The sequence below is a fragment of the Francisella sp. 19S2-4 genome, assembly GCF_036281795.1.
In the GTDB taxonomy this organism is placed as follows: Bacteria; Pseudomonadota; Gammaproteobacteria; order Francisellales; family Francisellaceae; genus Francisella.
Genome location: NZ_JAWUZH010000046.1, coordinates 1 through 18,146 on the forward strand (window position 1 = coordinate 1; position 18,146 = coordinate 18,146).

Below are 18,146 nucleotides of genomic sequence, written 5' to 3' on the forward strand. Positions count from 1 at the left end.
TCTTGTTTGTATGAACTTAATCTACTTTTTCTCATCAAAACCATCCTAACATAACTTAGTTATCTAGGACAGCCCCATTAAAAATATAGCAATAAATAAAAATATTTTTTTCATAATAGTTTCTCTTGTAAAAGATATTTTAAAATAATTTAACAAAAGCTTTTATAAGATTAAATAAAGCCAAACGGATCAGTGAAGTTTGAATAAGCAAAACTTGATCAATAATTATTTACTAACCTTGAGTTATTAGCACCATTATATCCATAGTTTTGAAAGCTTTCGGTTGAAGACATTAAACTTTCATAGTGGTGATTCCGCCCATAAAAGTCATAATAATTGTCTGTATATCTCTCTGGAAAAGATGATTGGAGAGTATCTTGACCCCTTGGTATATAATAATCTGGCTGTTGCTGATTGTAACTATATTGTCTATATAAATCATTAGAAACATTATTCATATTTACAACAGATACAGGGGCATTTTTTAGATTAAGTTCTTTAGAATCTTTAGATTTAATATTAGAAAAATCTGGCACGCCATTTTCTTCTGTTTGATAAACAGCTGAATATGCAGTTAAACTCATTAAAACACTTATAAATAATACTAATAATCTCATCGTTTTAGCTTTTTATAAAATTATTATTGTTCTTTAATATTGCCAAAGCTTGATTATAATCACAATCATTTAATATCATAACTATAGCTAATTTAACTGATTTGTTAGATTTTTCATAAAAAACTTGTGCTGTATCATAATCAACACCTGTAGCCTCGCATATTATTAGTTTTGAACGCTCAACTAACTTTTCATTTGTAGGCTTAACATCTACCATTAAGTTTTGATAAACCTTACCAATAGATACCATAGATAGTGTTGATATCATATTTAAAATAAGTTTTTGTGTGGTTCCGGCCTTTAATCTTGTTGAACCAGTTAAAACTTCTGGGCCTGGAACAGCCTCTATATGTAATTTTGCATATTTTGATATTTTTGCCTGCTTAGTACAACTGATTGCGACTGTTTCAGCACAAATAGAATTAGCATACTCTAATGCACCAATCACATAAGGAGTTCTTCCACTAGCAGCTATCCCAATAACAATATCCTTAGCTGTTAAATCTATTTGTTTTAAATCTTTTTCACCAAAGCTAGGGTTATCTTCAGCGCCCTCTTGAGCTTGAATAAAAGCCTTCTCACCTCCTGCGATAAGCCCCACAACTGTATTGTAATCAACACTAAATGTTGGAGGACACTCTACAGCATCTAAGATACCCAGACGACCACTAGTCCCAGCTCCAACATATATTATCCTTCCACCATTCTTTAGAGCTTGTGAAGTCTTAGTAATCACTTTCACTATATTTTCATGCTGCTCCTTCAAAGCTTCTATAACATTATATTCTTCCTCTATCATTAAAGTTACAGACTCTGAAATAGACATTGAATCAAGCTTAAAACTTTTCTCATTTCTTTTTTCAGTATTTACATTATCTAATATACTCATAATACTACCTTTTTGACTATTCCTAATGGATAAAGATATTTGCCATCTAGATATACAGGATCACTAACAATATCTTCACTTTCATCCTTATCATTTTCATTATTTTTAGCATTTTTAGAACTACCAGTCTGAGTTTGAAACTGATCATCAACTTCATTCTCATCACTAGGTTCATCCTCATCACCAAGACTATCTCTAATCTCTTGTACTTTTAAATCTAAAGCATTTGCTTGGATATATATTTTATTAATAGTATCTTTTACAGCATCAAAATCAGCTAAAATTTGAGGAGCCTCAAAATCACTAAAACCAACCTCCTGAAGTATATCTAAATCATAATTTAACTGCATCACTTTACTATTTGTAAAAACAAATAAATAGCCAAATTTTGGCACTATTAATTGAATTATATCACCAGATTGTTTATCCTCATCGGGGTTTGTTGACCCTACTATAATATCATCATCGCTACCACCAAAATCAAATTCTTTTTCTATGCCATTAGAACCATAATCTAAAGTCTCAAAACCACCATAACCTTTAACATACTCATACCTATGAATCTTCTTTGGTTCAAATGTTATAATATACATAGAATCTTCATTTTTCGAAATTATGACTGGCCTACCAAATGTTTCACCATCAATATAAGTATCTAAGCTCTTACCTATCCTATGATCGCCATTATAATTAAAATCACTTACTCCCATAAGAGTTTTACTTTGATTATTTGGATGAAAAATAAGCACCATATTTGCATCTAAATTATTAGCAGTATCAGGAACTAAAAGTTTAACGTTCTCATCACTTAATTTTGTCTTAAATTCTAATTTATCAGCTAGTTTAAGAGTGTAATTATCACTTGTTCTTAACGGAGTTGAATAATATACCTCTAATACTTCTCTATTACCTTTCTTTTTATCCGCTTTTCTTATTAACATAAGTTGAGGAGGCTCATCACCCTCATCAAAATACCATACTACATCAAAAATATTATCTTTAAGAAACTGACCACCTGAAGATCCTGATCTAGAGCCACCCTGAATAACAGCCTTCCATTGACCGATATCGTTTCCTAACTCTTCGTTTTCTGGTGCTAATCCTTTAACATCTTCATTTAAGATATCGTCTAGTAAAAAATGTGTTGTAAACAATTTATCAGTATCATATAGAAGCAAATACACACTCCATTGGCCTTTTTCTAAATTCCAGCCAACCTTAACCTTATAGTTAACTCCCATGGAGTCTGGAATAGCAACACCTATTTTAGCATTCTTTGTAAATATATTTATCTGCTTATTTTGTTTTTGTATAAAACCAATAAAACCTTTAGAGGTATCTTTCAATGTTCCATCATCAGCTAAGCGATATACTCTAGATCTATAATCAGTAATCGCTGCCGTATTTATCATTGGTACATTGATAGCAACATACTCTCCGCCAAAATTTTGATAAAGATTAGCACTTAGTGCGTTATAAATAATTCTTTCTTTAAGATCTACAGCTGCTCCTAAGTTAAATGCTTTATATATAACATTATAGCTATTGTATTCTTGCGATTGAAAAAGCTCAGCATTATTACTATTTGGAAAAAATGAAGATATATTATCATCATTAACAATTATCTCAAATTTACTATCTGCTATTTGAAATTCACCTGATTTTGTAAAATTTATATCATTTTTGGCATTTAGGATATAGGTTTCTCCTAGAACCTTCTCATTACTATTTTTGATAATACTTTTAGTAGTAAGTAATCCCATTTTAAAAGAATATAAAAGACCTGTTAGCATCACCATTACAACAAATGAAAATATTAATGCCATTAATAATGCCGATCCTGACTCTCTAGAGCTAAAGTTCTTATATTCCTTTAACACCTAAGCATCTCCTATTAAAAATATTTTGCTTGTTGATTGACCAGAAACTTTAAAAGAAACCTTTAATGCTGCAATTTTATCACTTCTTACGTTAACAGGATCTTTTTCTATTTTTTGCCAATTTAATTCAGCACTGCCTTTATGTATGTCAGAATTTAATACATATTCAATTTTTAAATCACTAACATCATTTATCAACTCATATATTGATGAGTCATTTGAATTTTGTTTTATGTACTCATATAGTGAGTAAAGCTCTTTACCATCTTTATCTTTTTTACCATTAGCTGCAACAAAGAAAATTTCTAGAACATACTTGCCTACATAATCTCCCTCTTTAAACTTATCTTCTACACGAGTCGTTGTTGATACAAAATCTCCTGTTATAGCCCCAGCTTTGACAAGATCACATTCAGAAGCATTGCATAACACCAAATAATCATCTATTGAAATATCTCTCTCTGGCAAGACATCTTTCTGAAAATTATTAACTTTAAATATATTATTAGAAGAATTTGTCTTTAAACTCGAATTTAAACTACTTCGTTGAATTACAAGATAATCGGTACTAGGTTGAACACATTTTATATCTTCGTTAATATTCATACTTTTTAGCTTTTCTTGATCATCTTTTTTTTGTTGACAAAGATCAGAAGCTAAAGTCAAACCTTGAGGCAAACTTGAAACTCCCTCAAGAGGTGCTTTACCTATAGTGATAACACCCATTTTACCAAAGATATCTTCAAGGTTATCCCCTGAGTTATCCACAAAATGTTGATAAAGGTCTCCATATTTTGTAATAAATCCAGCATGCCCTATAGCATTATAAAAGATTTGCTTAACCATTAATTGATCAGAGTTTATTCTGTGTCTACCATTAAGCTTTGTATACTGCTGCTTCATATTTATATAAATGCCTAAAGCCATTGACATTACTATAGCTGCTATAACCATTGCGACCATTAGCTCTGGCAAGGTAAATCCGGAATATTTACTACTCTTGCGTATCATCACTTTGTTTTACCTCTCGCTGTATAATTTTAACTCTATCAGCGACACCCATAGTATCGTCAAAAGCAGCGACATTAATCAACTTATAGATAACTTTGACATTACTACTAGCTTTCTTTTGCTCTTTTTTATCAGCTCTTTCGGCTATTTTTTTGATATCAGCAACACTTAGTGAATTAAATCTATCCACAGGTTCTTTTTCTTTATCTGTGACTTCTATTTGTTTTTCCTTTTCTAAAACAACTGTTTTCTTAAACTCTATACCATCAGCTGTTTTAGAATCATCAAAAACTCCCGTAAGACGATAGATATTAACTCTCTCATCAAGAATTGTAGCTATTTCATCTTTTTTATTTTCAAGGGTTATATTTACTAAGACACTATTTAGAAGGAGAAAACCAGATGATAAAACAAACAACAAAATTAGCGCGGCAAGCATTGATTCTACTATACCAAACCCTGCCTGTAATTTTGTTGTCTGCAAGTTCATAAAATTACTTTAAAATTATTAGATTAAGCCTCCTTGAATCTACCAAAAGACATTAACTTATCGTATCTTTTAGAGTTTCTTTCTTCAACCGTCATGTTAGATAACACTTTTAACTCCGCTGCTAAAGCTTTTCTTATATTTGTAGCTGTCGACTCATAATCTCTATGAGCTCCGCCTAAAGGTTCTGAAATAATACCATCAACTATTTCAAGCTCTTTTAAACGATCGGAAGTTATATTCATCATCTGAGTTACTTCTGAAGCTTTCTCTGCTGTTTTATGAAGAATTGAAGCACAACCTTCTGGAGAAATTGTCGCAAAATAACTATATTGAAGCATAAGTAGTTTATCACCAACACCTATACCTAAGGCACCACCAGAGCATCCTTCACCAATAACTGTACAAACTACAGGAACTTTTAGCGCACTCATTTCAAAAAGGTTTCTTGCAATAGCTTCACTTTGACCACGCTCTTCTGCTTTAATACCTGGATAAGCACCTGGAGTATCGATAAAAGTTACAACAGGCAAATTAAATTTCTCAGCTAACTTCATTAAACGTAAAGCTTTACGATACCCTTCTGGATGCATCATGCCAAAATTATGTTTAATTTTACTTTTAGTATCACGGCCTTTTTCTTGACCTATAACCATCACTGAAACATTATTGAGTTTTGCAAGACCACCAATAACAGCTAAATCATCGCCAAAAGCTCTATCTCCATGAAGCTCTTGAAAATCAGTAAAGATCAAAGGTAAAAGATCTTTAAAATACGGTCTATCTGGGTGACGTGATAACTGTACCACTTGCCAATCAGTAAGCTTAGAATAAGTTGACTCCATAAGCTCAAGTCTCTTTTTACTTAACTTTTTAAGCTCCTCTTCCGTCTTCTCATCTTCAAAAACATGAGATAGAGATGTAATCTTATCCTCAACTTCCTTAATTTTTGACTCAAAGTCTAAATAATTCATTTTCTATTTTCTCCTTTCAAAAATGCAAATCAATTCATAAAAATAGCTACATGATATTCTAAAGTATTTTGATAAAATAAAAAAGATAACAGTGAATGATTTTCAAAGTTTGTTATATGGAGTATTTATAATATAATCACTCTCATAAAAAAGATTCTAAACAAATTTTATGCAAGATATTTCTCATCATACCCCTATGATTCAACAGTATCTAAAAATTAAAGCTCAATACCAAGATATACTATTATTTTATCGTATGGGAGATTTTTATGAGTTATTTTTTGATGACGCTAAAAAAGCTGCCGAACTTTTAGACATAACTCTTACAGCTCGAGGCAAATCTAATGGTGATCCAATACCAATGGCTGGCGTTCCCTATCATGCAGCTGAGAATTATATTGCCAAGATTGTCAAAAAAGGGCTTTCAATAGCAATATGCGAGCAGATAGGTGACCCGAATAGCTCAAAAGGACCTGTTGAAAGACAAGTTGTACGAATAATAACCCCTGCAACAGTTTCTGAAGAAGCTTTTTTAGACACTAATTCTGACAGTATCCTATTAAGCATCTTTGTAAAAAATGATAAATACTACCTAGCATATACTAGCTACACTCAAGGAAAAATATACTTATTAAATAAAATAAATAATTTAATAGAATTAAAAAACGAAGTCTTAAAACTTTCTCCTCAAGAAATTATTACAAACTGCAATAACCTTAAGGAACAAAATATCTTTGAAAAACCAATCAAAGTTCTTGAAGAGTGGTTCTTTAGCAGTTTTGAAACAAAAAAACATATCTCAGACTCTCTTGATTTAAGCTTAGCAACAAATATTTTAAAACAATATAAATCTGAACAAATAATCTCAATTGGCTCAATATTAGGATATCTTGCTACAACACTGAAAAATACTCCTAGACATATTACAAATGTTAGCTCTAATGAGGATGAACAAATACTTAATATAGATGTAAATAGTCGAGTAAATCTTGAACTAGATAATAATTCAAAAAGCAGTTTATTAAGCATTATTGATAAATGTAAAACAAGTCTTGGCAGCAGATTACTAAGAAGATACTTTAAAAACCCTACAAAAAATTTAGATAAAATATCCCTACGCCATAACATTATAAATAATTTCAAAGAAAATCATCATTTCTTGAAGCTACAAGAGGTTCTTAATTATATCAGCGATATTGAAAGAATAATTTCTCGTGTCGCATTAGGAACTGTAAAGCCTAAAGATCTAGTTTCACTTCAGGACTCATTAGAACAACTTCCAAAACTTAAAAAACTCTTAACGGAAAAAGAAACCAATGAAATACAAACATTGAATAATGGTATCTATCAGCTTGATGAGCTTGTTGAACTACTAGATAAAGCTATTATAGAAAATCCTCCTGTAACTATTCGAGATGGTGGTGTTATTAAAGAAGGTTTTGATAAAGAACTTGATGAACTGAAAAGCATAAAAGACAATTCTTATGATTTCTTATTAAATTTTGAGCAATCACAAAAGAAAAAAACTGGCATAAGCACCTTAAAAGTTGGCTACAATCGTGTACATGGATACTATATAGAGCTATCTAAACAATACGCTAACCAAGTTCCCACTGAATATACCAGAAGACAAACATTAAAAGCTAGTGAACGTTATATCACAGAAGAATTAAAAATTTTTGAGGATAAGGTTCTATCATCAAAAGAAAAAGCACTAGCTAGAGAAAAGTTAATCTATGACTCTCTTTTGAAAAAAGTGCTTGAGTACTATAGTCAAATCCAACAAACTGCTGAAAACATTGCTCAAATAGACGTTCTAGCTAATTTTGCTGAAAGAGCTATAAAACTAAACCTCAAACAACCAAATTTTAATAATAATGGAAAGCTAGATCTTAAAGAAGTTCGTCACCTTGCTATAGAACAGAATATTGATGAACCGTTTATTCCAAACAACACATCTCTAACAAAAGATACTCATACACTTGAAATAATCACTGGTCCAAATATGGGTGGTAAATCAACATATATGCGCCAAGTTGCTCAGTTAATATTTTTAGCACATCTTGGTTCTTTTGTACCTGCAAGCTATGCAAATATCTGTGATATTGACACCATCTATACAAGGATAGGTGCATCAGATGATATCTCAAGCGGCAGATCCACATTTATGGTTGAAATGACTGAAACAGCATACATCCTTAATAATGCTTCCAGCAATTCTTTAGTTATAATGGATGAAATAGGTAGGGGAACTAGCACTTTTGATGGTTTATCATTAGCCGAAGCTTGTGCTGAAAAATTCGCTAAAATAGGAGCTTTTACACTCTTCGCAACTCATTATTTTGAACTTACCGAACTTATAAATAGATACTCAAATATTAAAAATATCCACTTTGAAGCTAAAGAATATAAAGATAATATCTACTTTATGCATAAGGCTGTAGAAGGAGCTGCCAAGAAATCTTATGGTATACAAGTTGCCAAATTAGCAGGCATTCCTTCAGATGTGTTAAAATCTGCCCAACAGAACTTACACAAGCTTGAAAACAAGCAGCCAATTATAAAAGAAATCAATCAAGTTCAATCTTCTTTAGACTTTGAAAATGCAAAAGAACAGAATTCTTTAGAAGAGAAAATTAAAAGTATTGATATTAATAGCATAACTCCTATTGAAGCACTAAATATTCTTTTTGAACTAAAAAATTCTTAATTTATTACATAAGCTTTTCTAATTTGCTATAATTTCCAAGATATATATTTATAAATTTCTAGGAAAAAGTTATGCAAAATAATGAAAATCAACCTTCATTTTTAATTCAAAAAGTTTACACAAAAGATACTTCTCTTGAAACTATTAATTCACCAGAATGCTTTAAAGATCAATGGAATCCAAACTCTGATTTCAACATTGATATAGATACTAAAAAAATTAATGAAGAAAATTATGAGCTTGATCTAACAATTACTGTAACGACAAAGAATAATAATGCAAATGTATATATAGTTGAAGTTACTCAAGCTGGTATATTTACAATAACTGGCATGTCAGAAGATCAGGTTGAATCTGTGCTTAATACATATTGTGCAAATACACTATTCCCTTATGCTAAAAGAGTTCTTGACTCTTCTATTATGAAGGGTGGATTCTTACCTCTAAATCTAGCCCCTATTAATTTTGATGCCATTTATATGCAAAAAAAAGCTCAACAAACTGAGCAATCTACTCACTAATAAACAAAGAATACTTACTAATGAATGATTCTCAAAACAGTTTTATTAAGATTCTAGGATCTATAATGATTATCGTCGGTACTATGATTGGTGGCGGTATTTTAGCTTTACCTATAATCACGGCAAAACTTGGTTTTGTAATTGGCTCCATACTCATAATTATCGTATGGAGTATAATGACTTATACAGCAGTTGTCATATCAGATATTTCTTGCTCTATGCCTTATGGTAGCAGCTTTAAAACAATAGCTGAAAAATACCTTGGCAAAGCTGGTGGAGTTGTTGCTAGTATAGCATTCCTTGTACTAATGTATTTTATAAGTACTGCTTACATCTCAGCAGCAGCATCATCTTTATCAACAACATTTCCAAATATTAATGAAAATATATCTTCTTTATTTTTTGTAATTATATTTGGAAGTATTGTTGTCTTAGGGACAAGGTTTGTTGACTACGCCAATAGGTTTTTTATAATCCTAAAAATACTCGTATTAGTAATATTATGTGTTGTTTTTAATAAATATATAGAAACAAAAAATCTATTTGTGAATCCAGTTGATCTTGGAGTATCGCTTGTTATTGCAATACCTGTTTTCACGACCTCCTTCACTTCTCACATTATAGTACCTGCTTTGTCAGATTATCTTGGCAAGAACTCTATAGATATGAAAAGAGTTATTATAATAGGAAGCATAATTCCTCTTATACTATATATAATTTGGGTTTCTACAATTTTAGGGGTACTACCTTTGCATGGCCCTGTAAGCTTTATGGACTCAATATTTAACCATATTCCTGTAGATAAAGCTAATATTGGAGATATACTAACAGCTCTGGGAGATAAAGTTAAAACACCTGTTACATCAGCTGTATTACATATATTTACATATGTTGCGATTATGACTTCTTTCTTAAGCGTTAACTTATCTTTGTTTCATTTTAATCTTGATACCTACAAGTTATATAAGACAAAGAAAATTATTGGCTACTCAATAGCAACCCTTCTAACTTTTGCTATACCGCTAATCATAAATCAACTTGATCCTAATATATTTATATATGCTATGACATGTGTTGGTTTATCAATTGCTGTACTTTTAATGATAATGCCTTCGCTTATGGCATTTAAAATGAATAGCCTTGGAGAAACTTTTAACTATAAAATATCCAGATATAAAAGCTTATGGTTAATTTCTTTCACCTCTGGTGTGATAGTTATCTTATGTGTCGTGCTCTAAAATGCAAAACCTAGAACATATAGACAACTTTCTAAATGATCTTTTACATATTAAAAACTACTCTAAAGAAACTATTGACAACTACAAAAGAGACTTAATACAACTAAATAACTCTTTAGAGCAGAAATCTCTAACAAGCTTAAATCGCAGTGATGTTTCAATGTGGATAAAGAAACTTCATGCCCAAGGAAATTCGACTAAAACCATACAACGTAAAATAAGCTCTATCAGAAGCTTTTTTAATTTTTTATTAAACAATGAAATAGTATCGATAAATCCAACTATAGGCATAAAAGCCCCTAAAGGAGAAAAAAAACTCCCCAAAGCGATTAACATAGATGAATTAGCATATTTACTTGAGATAAAACCTTATAATGACATTGAGGCTAGAGATATTGCCAGTTTTGATCTTCTATATAGCTGTGGAATTCGTCTTAGCGAACTATCTACAATTCAAATAAACGATATCAACATATCCAAAAAAAGTATCAGAGTCACAGGTAAAGGTAATAAAGAAAGAATAGTTTATTTTGGATCTAAAACATTAGGAAACTTAAAAAGATGGCTTGATATTAGAGATTCTTTCTCTCCTCAGTCCAACTATCTTTTTATTTCTCAAATAGGCACTCATCTCACGAATAGATCTATTCAGAAAAGACTAGAAATATTTGCTCAAAAATATGCTACTAAACATATACATCCACATATGCTTAGACACTCTTTTGCTAGCCATGTTCTGGACTCATCCAAAGATTTACTTGCTGTAAAAGATTTATTAGGTCATGCAGATATATCTAGTACACAAATTTATACTCATCTAAATTTCCAACAGTTAGTAGATGTTTTTGATAACTCTCACCCTCGCGCAAAGAAAAAATAATGACCGTAAATATTCTTGACCAAGAAACAAAAAATCATATTACTAAGCTTACAAGCAATAGTTTTGAATATACTCAGTCACAAACTGAAAAATTTTTGTATTATGATAATAACATATTGAAGCTTGCAAATAATAACCAAGAACTTTTTATTGATTTTAATAGCTCTGAGATCCTTAGCAGAATAGATCCTAAGTCAAAAAAATGCAGTGTTATTCAGTCTGTAGAAGGTCGATCTAAAGAAAAACTACAGATTTTAGATACAACTGCTGGACTTGGTAGAGATACTTTTACATTAGCATCCAGAGGTCATATAGTTACATCTATAGAAAAAGATATTTATATATATTTACTTCTTTGCGATGCTTTACATAGAGCGGCAAATATTGACTCAATATCACACATAGTTAAAAATATCACTTTACTAAATTTAGATAGCAATGAGTATATATTAAATACAGAGCAAATATTTGACTGTATATATGTTGATCCAATGTTTCCTCCTCGCAAAAAAAGTGCAAAAGTTAAACAAGATATGCAAATACTACACCAAATAGCTTTTAATAATGAAAATCTTAACTCACAACTTTTGAAAAATATCCTAGAAACCAAGAAGACTAAAAAAGTAATCGTTAAAAGACCTATATATGCAGAATTCCTTTATGATAAAAAACCTTCATCACAGCTTAAAGGAAAAACCAACAGATTTGACATTTACAGTTTATAAGCCTCTGTTTCTCTTTATATTTGTATAAGAGGCAACAAGTAAAATACCTGCAATAAATAAAGTAATAGCAGATACCCAATAATACGGGGAAAAGGCCTGAATGTATTCTGGTGCTGATTTGATAATAACAGCCGAGTTACCATAACTAACTGCATAGCTAATAAATACGACTGCGATAAATAATAAACCTACAGATATTCTAAATGCTACTAAAATAGACCCAATAACAAACAACATATAACATAAATAATCAAAACCAAACAACATATCATAATTAAGTATTGATGGATTGATATACTTATACATAAGTCCAATCCATATAACTAAAACAAGTAAAGATGTTGATAAGCCTAATAACACTTTTTGCTTAGTTGGTTTTATATAAGCAGGCTCTCTAAGCCAAACAACCCCAGCAAATACTGCCATAAATATCTGCGCAGACAAGTAAATAAAAGAGCTAGATAAACCATATTTGCCATAAACAAATACCTTTATTGCTAAGCTAGCTAATACTAAAACCCAAGCAAATCTAATATTTCTAAAAGCTAAAAACGCAAAACCAAGCAAGCAAACATTTGCAATACAATCATAAATCACATAATCTAAAGTAACCATATTTCTCCAATACTTTCAAAAACTCGTATCATAGATTTTAATATAAAAACATATATAATCATAAATATAAAGCTTTAAAAAATTAAAAAATATAATGAGCTATTTTAAGTCTAGAATTGTTTTAATTTTAATATTAGCTAGTTTAGTAGCTGTCTCAACTAGTTATGCAAGTAGTAACATTTACACTTGGAAAGCAAAAGATGGCAGTACTGTTTTTTCGCAAACCGCGCCTATTTTCGAACACGAATATGAAGAAGTTGGGGTACATTTTAAAAATGAAGTTCAATCAAAATCTCCAGCAGAAGAACAACTAACTTCTCTTAAACAGAATAATTTATACATCAAAGAGCAAGAGAACCCTACTTCTAGAAACGACAATAAACCGAAAGGCACTTTAAATGTAAAAATAATTTCCCCAGCAAACGGAGAAAGTAGATTTATACATAATGAAAAGCTTTCTATAGTTCTAAGCCCTACTCTTACAGCTGAAGATCATCCAATTTTTATTTTAAATGGAATACCCACCCCTGCTCACTTCGAAAATGGTGTATGGAAAGTTAATAGACCTAATCCAGGCCCAGTTAGTATAGCTGTTAGAGGTAGCACAAAAGATCATCAAACTATAACTTCATCACAAGATACTAGTTTTAGTAGAAAACAGGTCTTTGGCAGATAAAATTTCATTTACAAATGCTTTTGATTGTTCAAAATTTTATATATACTTAACGGTAAAGTTATTCGATAAGTTTAATAAATGTCAAATTTTAATAAAACCATCTTAAGCCTGATGCTTGTAACATGTTCAAGCACAGTTTTTGCAGAAGATGGAACATCTCAAGTTTATACTTGGCGTTCAGAGACAGGCAATGTTGTATTCTCAGAAACAAAACCAAGTGGCGATGTCGATTATAAAATCATAGAAGTTGGTAAGCCTACTGTTATAAACCCTGAAGGCAAGCAAAGCACTCCTAAAGCTGTTACAGATACAAAAACAGTAAACATAAGTCAATCAGATGTACAAAAACTCTCAAATTCAGCTTTAGCTGAAAAAAATATGCAAAATTTAGGCGATGAAAATCAAAATAGCGATTTAGAGGTCAAAATAATATCTCCTAAACAAGATGCTAACATCTTTACTAAAGACCAAAATATCCCAATAGTTACTGTGCCTGAAATACCATCTACTGATAAGCCATTATTCGTGGTAAATGGTTCAACAATACCTGCAAGTTATGACAAAGGACAATGGAACATACCAAGACCTACACCAGGAGAGATCAGATTAAGTATAGCAGGACAGACATCTAGTGGAATGGATATCCACTCTGTAAACGAAGTTACATTCTTTGTTAAAAATGGCTGGTATGGTCAAGCACAAAATACTGGCGTTAATTTTGGTAATAGAACTTCTATCAGTACTTAATCTTACTCATCCCAGTTTACTTCTATAAATTTTTCAGGATGTTTTTTCTTTAAATGATCCATATTTGGACAATTTAGTGTATGAACCACAACTCCTTTTGAGACACTCATATAACCTTGTATTTCATCAGGATATATAGGCTGACAGCACTTTGCCAACTCATATTTCATGCCTCCAAACCCAGAAACTAAAACCTTTGAAACTTTCGGCTTACCACTTATGATCTTAGGTTTTTTCTTAATAAGTTTTTCTTCTGCTGAGTATGTATCAATAATATGGTTAACAATACTGTTTATCCTTACAGTACCACTCTCAATAGCAGCAAACAAGCTATCACTACTTCTCATATTAAATTTAGATGCAACTTCTACAAAATCAACTTCTTTAAGATCATATCCTCTAAGTTCTTTCGTAATTCTATCCTTACCAAGAGCTATGTTATCTTCTTTATTTTGCTCATTAAACCATTTAGTAACTCGTGATCTATTACGAGCTGAAGATAAATACCCAAGTGCTTCTGATGCCCAATCTTTACTAGGATTTGGTTCTTTTTGAGTTAGAATCTCAACCTTATCACCAGTACTTAGCTTAGTTGTTAATGGAACTATTTTACCATTCAACTTAGCCCCTTTAGTACGGTGTCCAACCATAGTATGGACAGAATATGCAAAATCTAGGACTGTTGAGCCTTCTGCAAGATCTATTAATTCATTAGCAGGGGTAAATACATAAAGTCTACTATTAAGCTCTTTAGTAATATCACTATCATCATCATTAATTTCTCTTTCCCACTCTAGAAGAGACCTTAACCAAGCAACTCTCGCCTCATATGAAGCATCAAACTTAACTCCTTCTTTATAACGCCAATGAGCTGCAAATCCTAACTCCGACTCCTCATGCATCTTATAAGTTCTAATTTGCACCTCAATATTTTGATCTTGATACTGTACAACAGTATGTATGGACTTATAACCATTTGGCTTAGGATTTGCAATATAATCACTAAACTCCTCAGGTATTGGAGAAAAAAGGTTATTAACTTCAGCTAAAACCTTATAACATTCGTCTATATTATGAGTTATAACTCTTACTGCCGTAATATCATATAAGTCATCTAGACTCTTATACCCTTTCTTTTTTAGCTTTTTATATATGCTATATATATGTTTAACTCGTCCCTGTATTGCATCATCTAGACCATACTTTTTTAAAGCTAATTTTAATTGGCTTATAATATCATTTAAAAAACTTTCTCTTTGTTGACGAGTTACTCCAAGGCTCTTAGCAATTTCCTTATATTTATCTTGCTCTAAAAAGAAAAAAGCTCTATCTTCAAGCTCCCACTTTATAGCCCCTAAACCAAGTCTATTTGCCAGAGGTGCATATATATCTAATGTTTCTCGAGCAATAACACGCTGAGTCTTATCATTTAGGGATTTTAGATGACGGATCGTACATAACTTATCAACTATCTTAACTAGCACTATCCTAACATCTTCTATTATAGTTAGAAGCATTTTTCTGAATGTATCAATCTGCTCAAGAGAAATATTATCTGAACGATACATTCTAATCGCAGACATCTTACGTGTGCCTTGTAAAATTCTAACAACTGTAGAGTTAGTTACTTGTTCTACCTCTTCATCTGTAAGATCACCAAAATTATATAGCTCATAAAGTATACCTGCTGAGACAGATTCCTCATCTGCCTTAATTTTGAATAATACATATGCCATCTCAATAGCATATAAAAAAGAATTAATACCTGTAGGATGTCTTATTGACTCAGCATTTTTAGTCTTTAGAAGATTCAATGCAGCAGCTATAATCTCAAACTTATCATCACTATAAAAACTTTTAAGTTCAGATATTAAGAGCTCATCTCTTATCTGACCACCACTGTCTAAAAGTTTGGAGTCAATAACTTGCATAAATACCCACTTTTTTAAAATAAAAAATACAAAGTTAATCTATAAGCCGGGTTCTGTAATAGACAGTCATTTATCTAGGTCTGCTGTCACCAACAGACTCAAGCGACCTACCCTGTCACAGCGCGAGCAACGCATTAGTGACGCTATTTGGTCTTGCTTTAGATGGGGTTTACAATGCCACTGAGTGTTACCACCAGTGCGGTGCGCTCTTACCACACCTTTTCACCCTTACCTTAAAAAATTAAGGCGGTATATTTTCTGTTGCACTTTCCGTAGGCTCACGCCCCCCAGATGTTATCTGGCATCTTGCTCTGTAAAGCCCGGACTTTCCTCACTTTCTCAAGCGCGACTGTCCGACTAACTTTGTATTTATTAGTTTTCTCTAACTTTTGTTAGCTCAATAACATTATTAGATTTTACCGAATTATATTCTTCCTGCAAAGATGATATCTTAGAATGATAATGTTTTTTTATTTTTATAACCTCAGATTCTAGATTCATCCTATCATTATTTAACTTTAGACGATATTGATTATACTCTTCTTGTAAATTTACTCTATCATACCTAACTGCTTGAATAAGCTTAAATAACTCAACTAATTCTTCAGAGAATTCATTAAGTTTTTCAACACTAAAACTCTCTATATCTGAATTTTTATCATAGTTTACAGGCTTACTCGCCATGTTAGGTTTTTTTTTAATATCAAAGCTAGGTTTCTTCATGAAATAATTTAAAGATTTAAAAGTTAACGAAATTATATATGTGGTAATCTATCAAAGGCTACCAATAATTGCAATCCTATAATACCTAAGCCACTAAATAATATTATTAATAAATACAATTTACTAACAAAATCATTTCTTGATTCTTTTGCCCTAATTACCCAAACCATCATAGCTGGTTGAACAATCAGTAAAACAGCAACAAAAATACTAGCGTAGCCTAAGGCTGCTATAAAGCTATTCACAAAATACATAGCAAATATTAATGGTGGTAGTAAGGTTATAAATAGAACTATGATTTTCTTTATTTTTTTTTCTATGTCAATATTATAGAGATCTCTATTGAAAGAAAATAATGCCAACGCAACACCTAAGAATGAAGTAATTACTGCAAAATTCTCAAATAGTTTTATAAATATCAATGAACTATGCTGACTTATATTTTTATATGCTGCAGCTAATGTTTTTCCTGTCATGCTAAGTTCAATAAAACCACCTTGACCATATAGGCTTATAGTACCTAAAGTAGCCACCACCCATACTAGATAAATAAGTAATGGTGTAAGTGCACCAACGGCTATAGTTCTTTTAAAAACCTTATCATTTTGGAAATAGTTTCTAATTGCTGGAATGACAATATGAAAGCCAAATGAAGTAACAAGAATAGGTATTGCAAACCAAATATACTCTACACCTAAAGAATTGTTTTCTAGAAGCGAGATTTGTATATTAGGCGCTATAAAAGCCACAAATAAAACAAATGCTAAAATTTTTAAACTCAAAAATATTTCATTAACCCTAAAAACAACTCGAATACCTTTATATATGAAAAAGCCAAAAACTAAGCAAAATATAGCTTTTGCAAAATTAACATTTTCTAATCCAAACCAACTTAGTATATATGTTTTAAAAAGTTGCCCTCCCATAAAAATATATGCTGTAAGCAGAGAATATAACAACAATAAATAAAAGACCAAATTTAATATTTTACCAGACTTACCTAGTATATTATTAGCAATCGAATCCATATCTGTACCTAATGGCTGAGAAATATTTGCCTCTGCAATTAGTAAAGCTGTTGAGTACATAATTATCCAAACTAAAAACAAAGCTATCACTGCATAATTAAAGCCTACCGCCGCTACAGCAAATGGAATACCCAACATCCCAGCTCCAACAGCAGTACCTGCTATTATAGCTATTGCTCCTATTTGCTTAACAACTGTAACTTTTCTCATAACAACTCTCTTTAAAACTAAATTTAATAAAACACTAAAATTATAACAATAATAAATATTTAAAATCATTAAGTTTAATCTAATTTATTCTATAAAAATTTAGTTTCTTTCACTTTATTTTATTTTATAAAACCTTAAATCAATCAATAAACAATCATAAAAAGTATTAAAAATCAATAAGCACTGTTAAATTCTACACATCTAAAAATAATAGTAAAGACTGTTGAATAAATCTTTCAATTTCTATGAATAGGAATATTTTTGCTATTTTTAGTAAAAACTTA

The 18,146-nt window shown here is 31.1% G+C and carries 17 protein-coding genes and 1 other RNA gene; 7 read left to right on the plus strand and 11 right to left on the minus strand.

Features of this window, described 5'->3' with window-relative positions; genetic code table 11:
- Positions 1–218: 218 nt before the first annotated feature.
- From R8535_RS09045 to R8535_RS09070, 6 genes are read right to left on the minus strand one after another with little or no spacing between them, the layout of a single operon-like run.
- On the minus strand, positions 219–584 hold the full coding sequence (locus R8535_RS09045) for a hypothetical protein (protein WP_329498533.1): 366 nt from the start codon (positions 582–584) through the stop codon (positions 219–221).
- A gap of 37 nt (positions 585–621) precedes the next feature.
- Positions 622–1,506: an N-acetylmuramic acid 6-phosphate etherase gene (gene murQ / locus R8535_RS09050; RefSeq protein ID WP_329498535.1), complete on the minus strand. Its 885-nt coding sequence runs from the start codon at positions 1,504–1,506 to the stop codon at positions 622–624.
- The gene (locus R8535_RS09055; RefSeq protein ID WP_329498560.1) at positions 1,503–3,332 is read right to left on the minus strand and encodes a hypothetical protein; all 1,830 of its coding nucleotides are present in this window, start codon (positions 3,330–3,332) and stop codon (positions 1,503–1,505) included. Before R8535_RS09055 ends, murQ begins: the two co-directional genes overlap by 4 nt.
- Positions 3,333–3,386: 54 nt before the next feature.
- Positions 3,387–4,397 (minus strand): PilW family protein, encoded by a 1,011-nt coding sequence (locus tag R8535_RS09060; protein ID WP_442902176.1) that lies wholly within the window; start codon positions 4,395–4,397, stop codon positions 3,387–3,389.
- Entirely contained in the window at positions 4,381–4,887 is a 507-nt protein-coding gene (locus tag R8535_RS09065; protein WP_329498538.1) for a pilus assembly protein, read from the minus strand. The genes R8535_RS09060 and R8535_RS09065 overlap by 17 nt, the downstream gene beginning before the upstream one ends.
- A gap of 23 nt (positions 4,888–4,910) precedes the next feature.
- Positions 4,911–5,858, minus strand: a complete 948-nt coding sequence (locus R8535_RS09070) for an acetyl-CoA carboxylase carboxyltransferase subunit alpha (RefSeq protein ID WP_329498540.1) — start codon at positions 5,856–5,858, stop codon at positions 4,911–4,913.
- Between the two features lie 169 nt (positions 5,859–6,027).
- On the opposite strand from R8535_RS09070, the gene mutS reads away from it, so the two are divergent.
- From mutS to R8535_RS09095, 5 genes are all read left to right on the plus strand, one after another.
- Positions 6,028–8,568, plus strand: coding sequence for a DNA mismatch repair protein MutS (mutS, locus tag R8535_RS09075; RefSeq protein WP_329498543.1), 2,541 nt, complete (start codon positions 6,028–6,030; stop codon positions 8,566–8,568).
- A gap of 71 nt (positions 8,569–8,639) precedes the next feature.
- Positions 8,640–9,089: a protein-export chaperone SecB gene (secB, locus tag R8535_RS09080; RefSeq protein WP_329498545.1), complete on the plus strand. Its 450-nt coding sequence runs from the start codon at positions 8,640–8,642 to the stop codon at positions 9,087–9,089.
- Between the two features lie 20 nt (positions 9,090–9,109).
- A complete protein-coding gene (locus R8535_RS09085; protein WP_329498547.1) occupies positions 9,110–10,327 on the plus strand; it encodes an amino acid permease in 1,218 nt (405 codons plus the stop codon).
- 1 nt (position 10,328) lies between these two features.
- Positions 10,329–11,207, plus strand: a complete 879-nt coding sequence (xerA, locus tag R8535_RS09090; RefSeq protein ID WP_329498562.1) for a site-specific tyrosine recombinase/integron integrase — start codon at positions 10,329–10,331, stop codon at positions 11,205–11,207.
- Positions 11,207–11,932, plus strand: a complete 726-nt coding sequence (locus tag R8535_RS09095; RefSeq protein ID WP_329498549.1) for a class I SAM-dependent methyltransferase — start codon at positions 11,207–11,209, stop codon at positions 11,930–11,932. Before xerA ends, R8535_RS09095 begins: the two co-directional genes overlap by 1 nt.
- Here the strand turns inward: R8535_RS09095 and R8535_RS09100 are convergent.
- Positions 11,927–12,547 carry a hypothetical protein gene (locus tag R8535_RS09100; protein WP_329498550.1) on the minus strand — a complete coding sequence of 207 codons (621 nt, stop codon included), beginning with the start codon at positions 12,545–12,547 and terminating at the stop codon, positions 11,927–11,929. The genes R8535_RS09095 and R8535_RS09100 overlap by 6 nt on opposite strands.
- Before the next feature lie 94 nt (positions 12,548–12,641).
- Here R8535_RS09100 and R8535_RS09105 point away from each other — a divergent pair, with 94 nt between their 5' ends.
- Together R8535_RS09105 and R8535_RS09110 are read left to right on the plus strand one after the other, a co-directional pair.
- A complete protein-coding gene (locus tag R8535_RS09105) occupies positions 12,642–13,223 on the plus strand; it encodes a DUF4124 domain-containing protein (RefSeq protein WP_329498551.1) in 582 nt (193 codons plus the stop codon).
- 78 nt (positions 13,224–13,301) lie between these two features.
- Positions 13,302–13,970, plus strand: a complete 669-nt coding sequence (locus R8535_RS09110) for a DUF4124 domain-containing protein (protein WP_329498552.1) — start codon at positions 13,302–13,304, stop codon at positions 13,968–13,970.
- A 2-nt stretch (positions 13,971–13,972) separates the two neighbouring features.
- Here R8535_RS09110 and R8535_RS09115 read toward each other — a convergent pair whose 3' ends face one another.
- The 4 genes from R8535_RS09115 to R8535_RS09130 form a co-directional block, all read right to left on the minus strand.
- Positions 13,973–15,901 carry a RelA/SpoT family protein gene (locus R8535_RS09115; RefSeq protein ID WP_329498554.1) on the minus strand — a complete coding sequence of 643 codons (1,929 nt, stop codon included), beginning with the start codon at positions 15,899–15,901 and terminating at the stop codon, positions 13,973–13,975.
- A 26-nt stretch (positions 15,902–15,927) separates the two neighbouring features.
- Positions 15,928–16,266, minus strand: an RNA gene (rnpB, locus tag R8535_RS09120) — RNase P RNA component class A.
- 7 nt (positions 16,267–16,273) lie between these two features.
- A complete protein-coding gene (locus tag R8535_RS09125) occupies positions 16,274–16,624 on the minus strand; it encodes a hypothetical protein (RefSeq protein WP_329498556.1) in 351 nt (116 codons plus the stop codon).
- Between the two features lie 32 nt (positions 16,625–16,656).
- The gene (locus R8535_RS09130; RefSeq protein WP_329498558.1) at positions 16,657–17,862 is read right to left on the minus strand and encodes an amino acid permease; all 1,206 of its coding nucleotides are present in this window, start codon (positions 17,860–17,862) and stop codon (positions 16,657–16,659) included.
- Between the last annotated feature and the right edge of the window lie 284 nt (positions 17,863–18,146).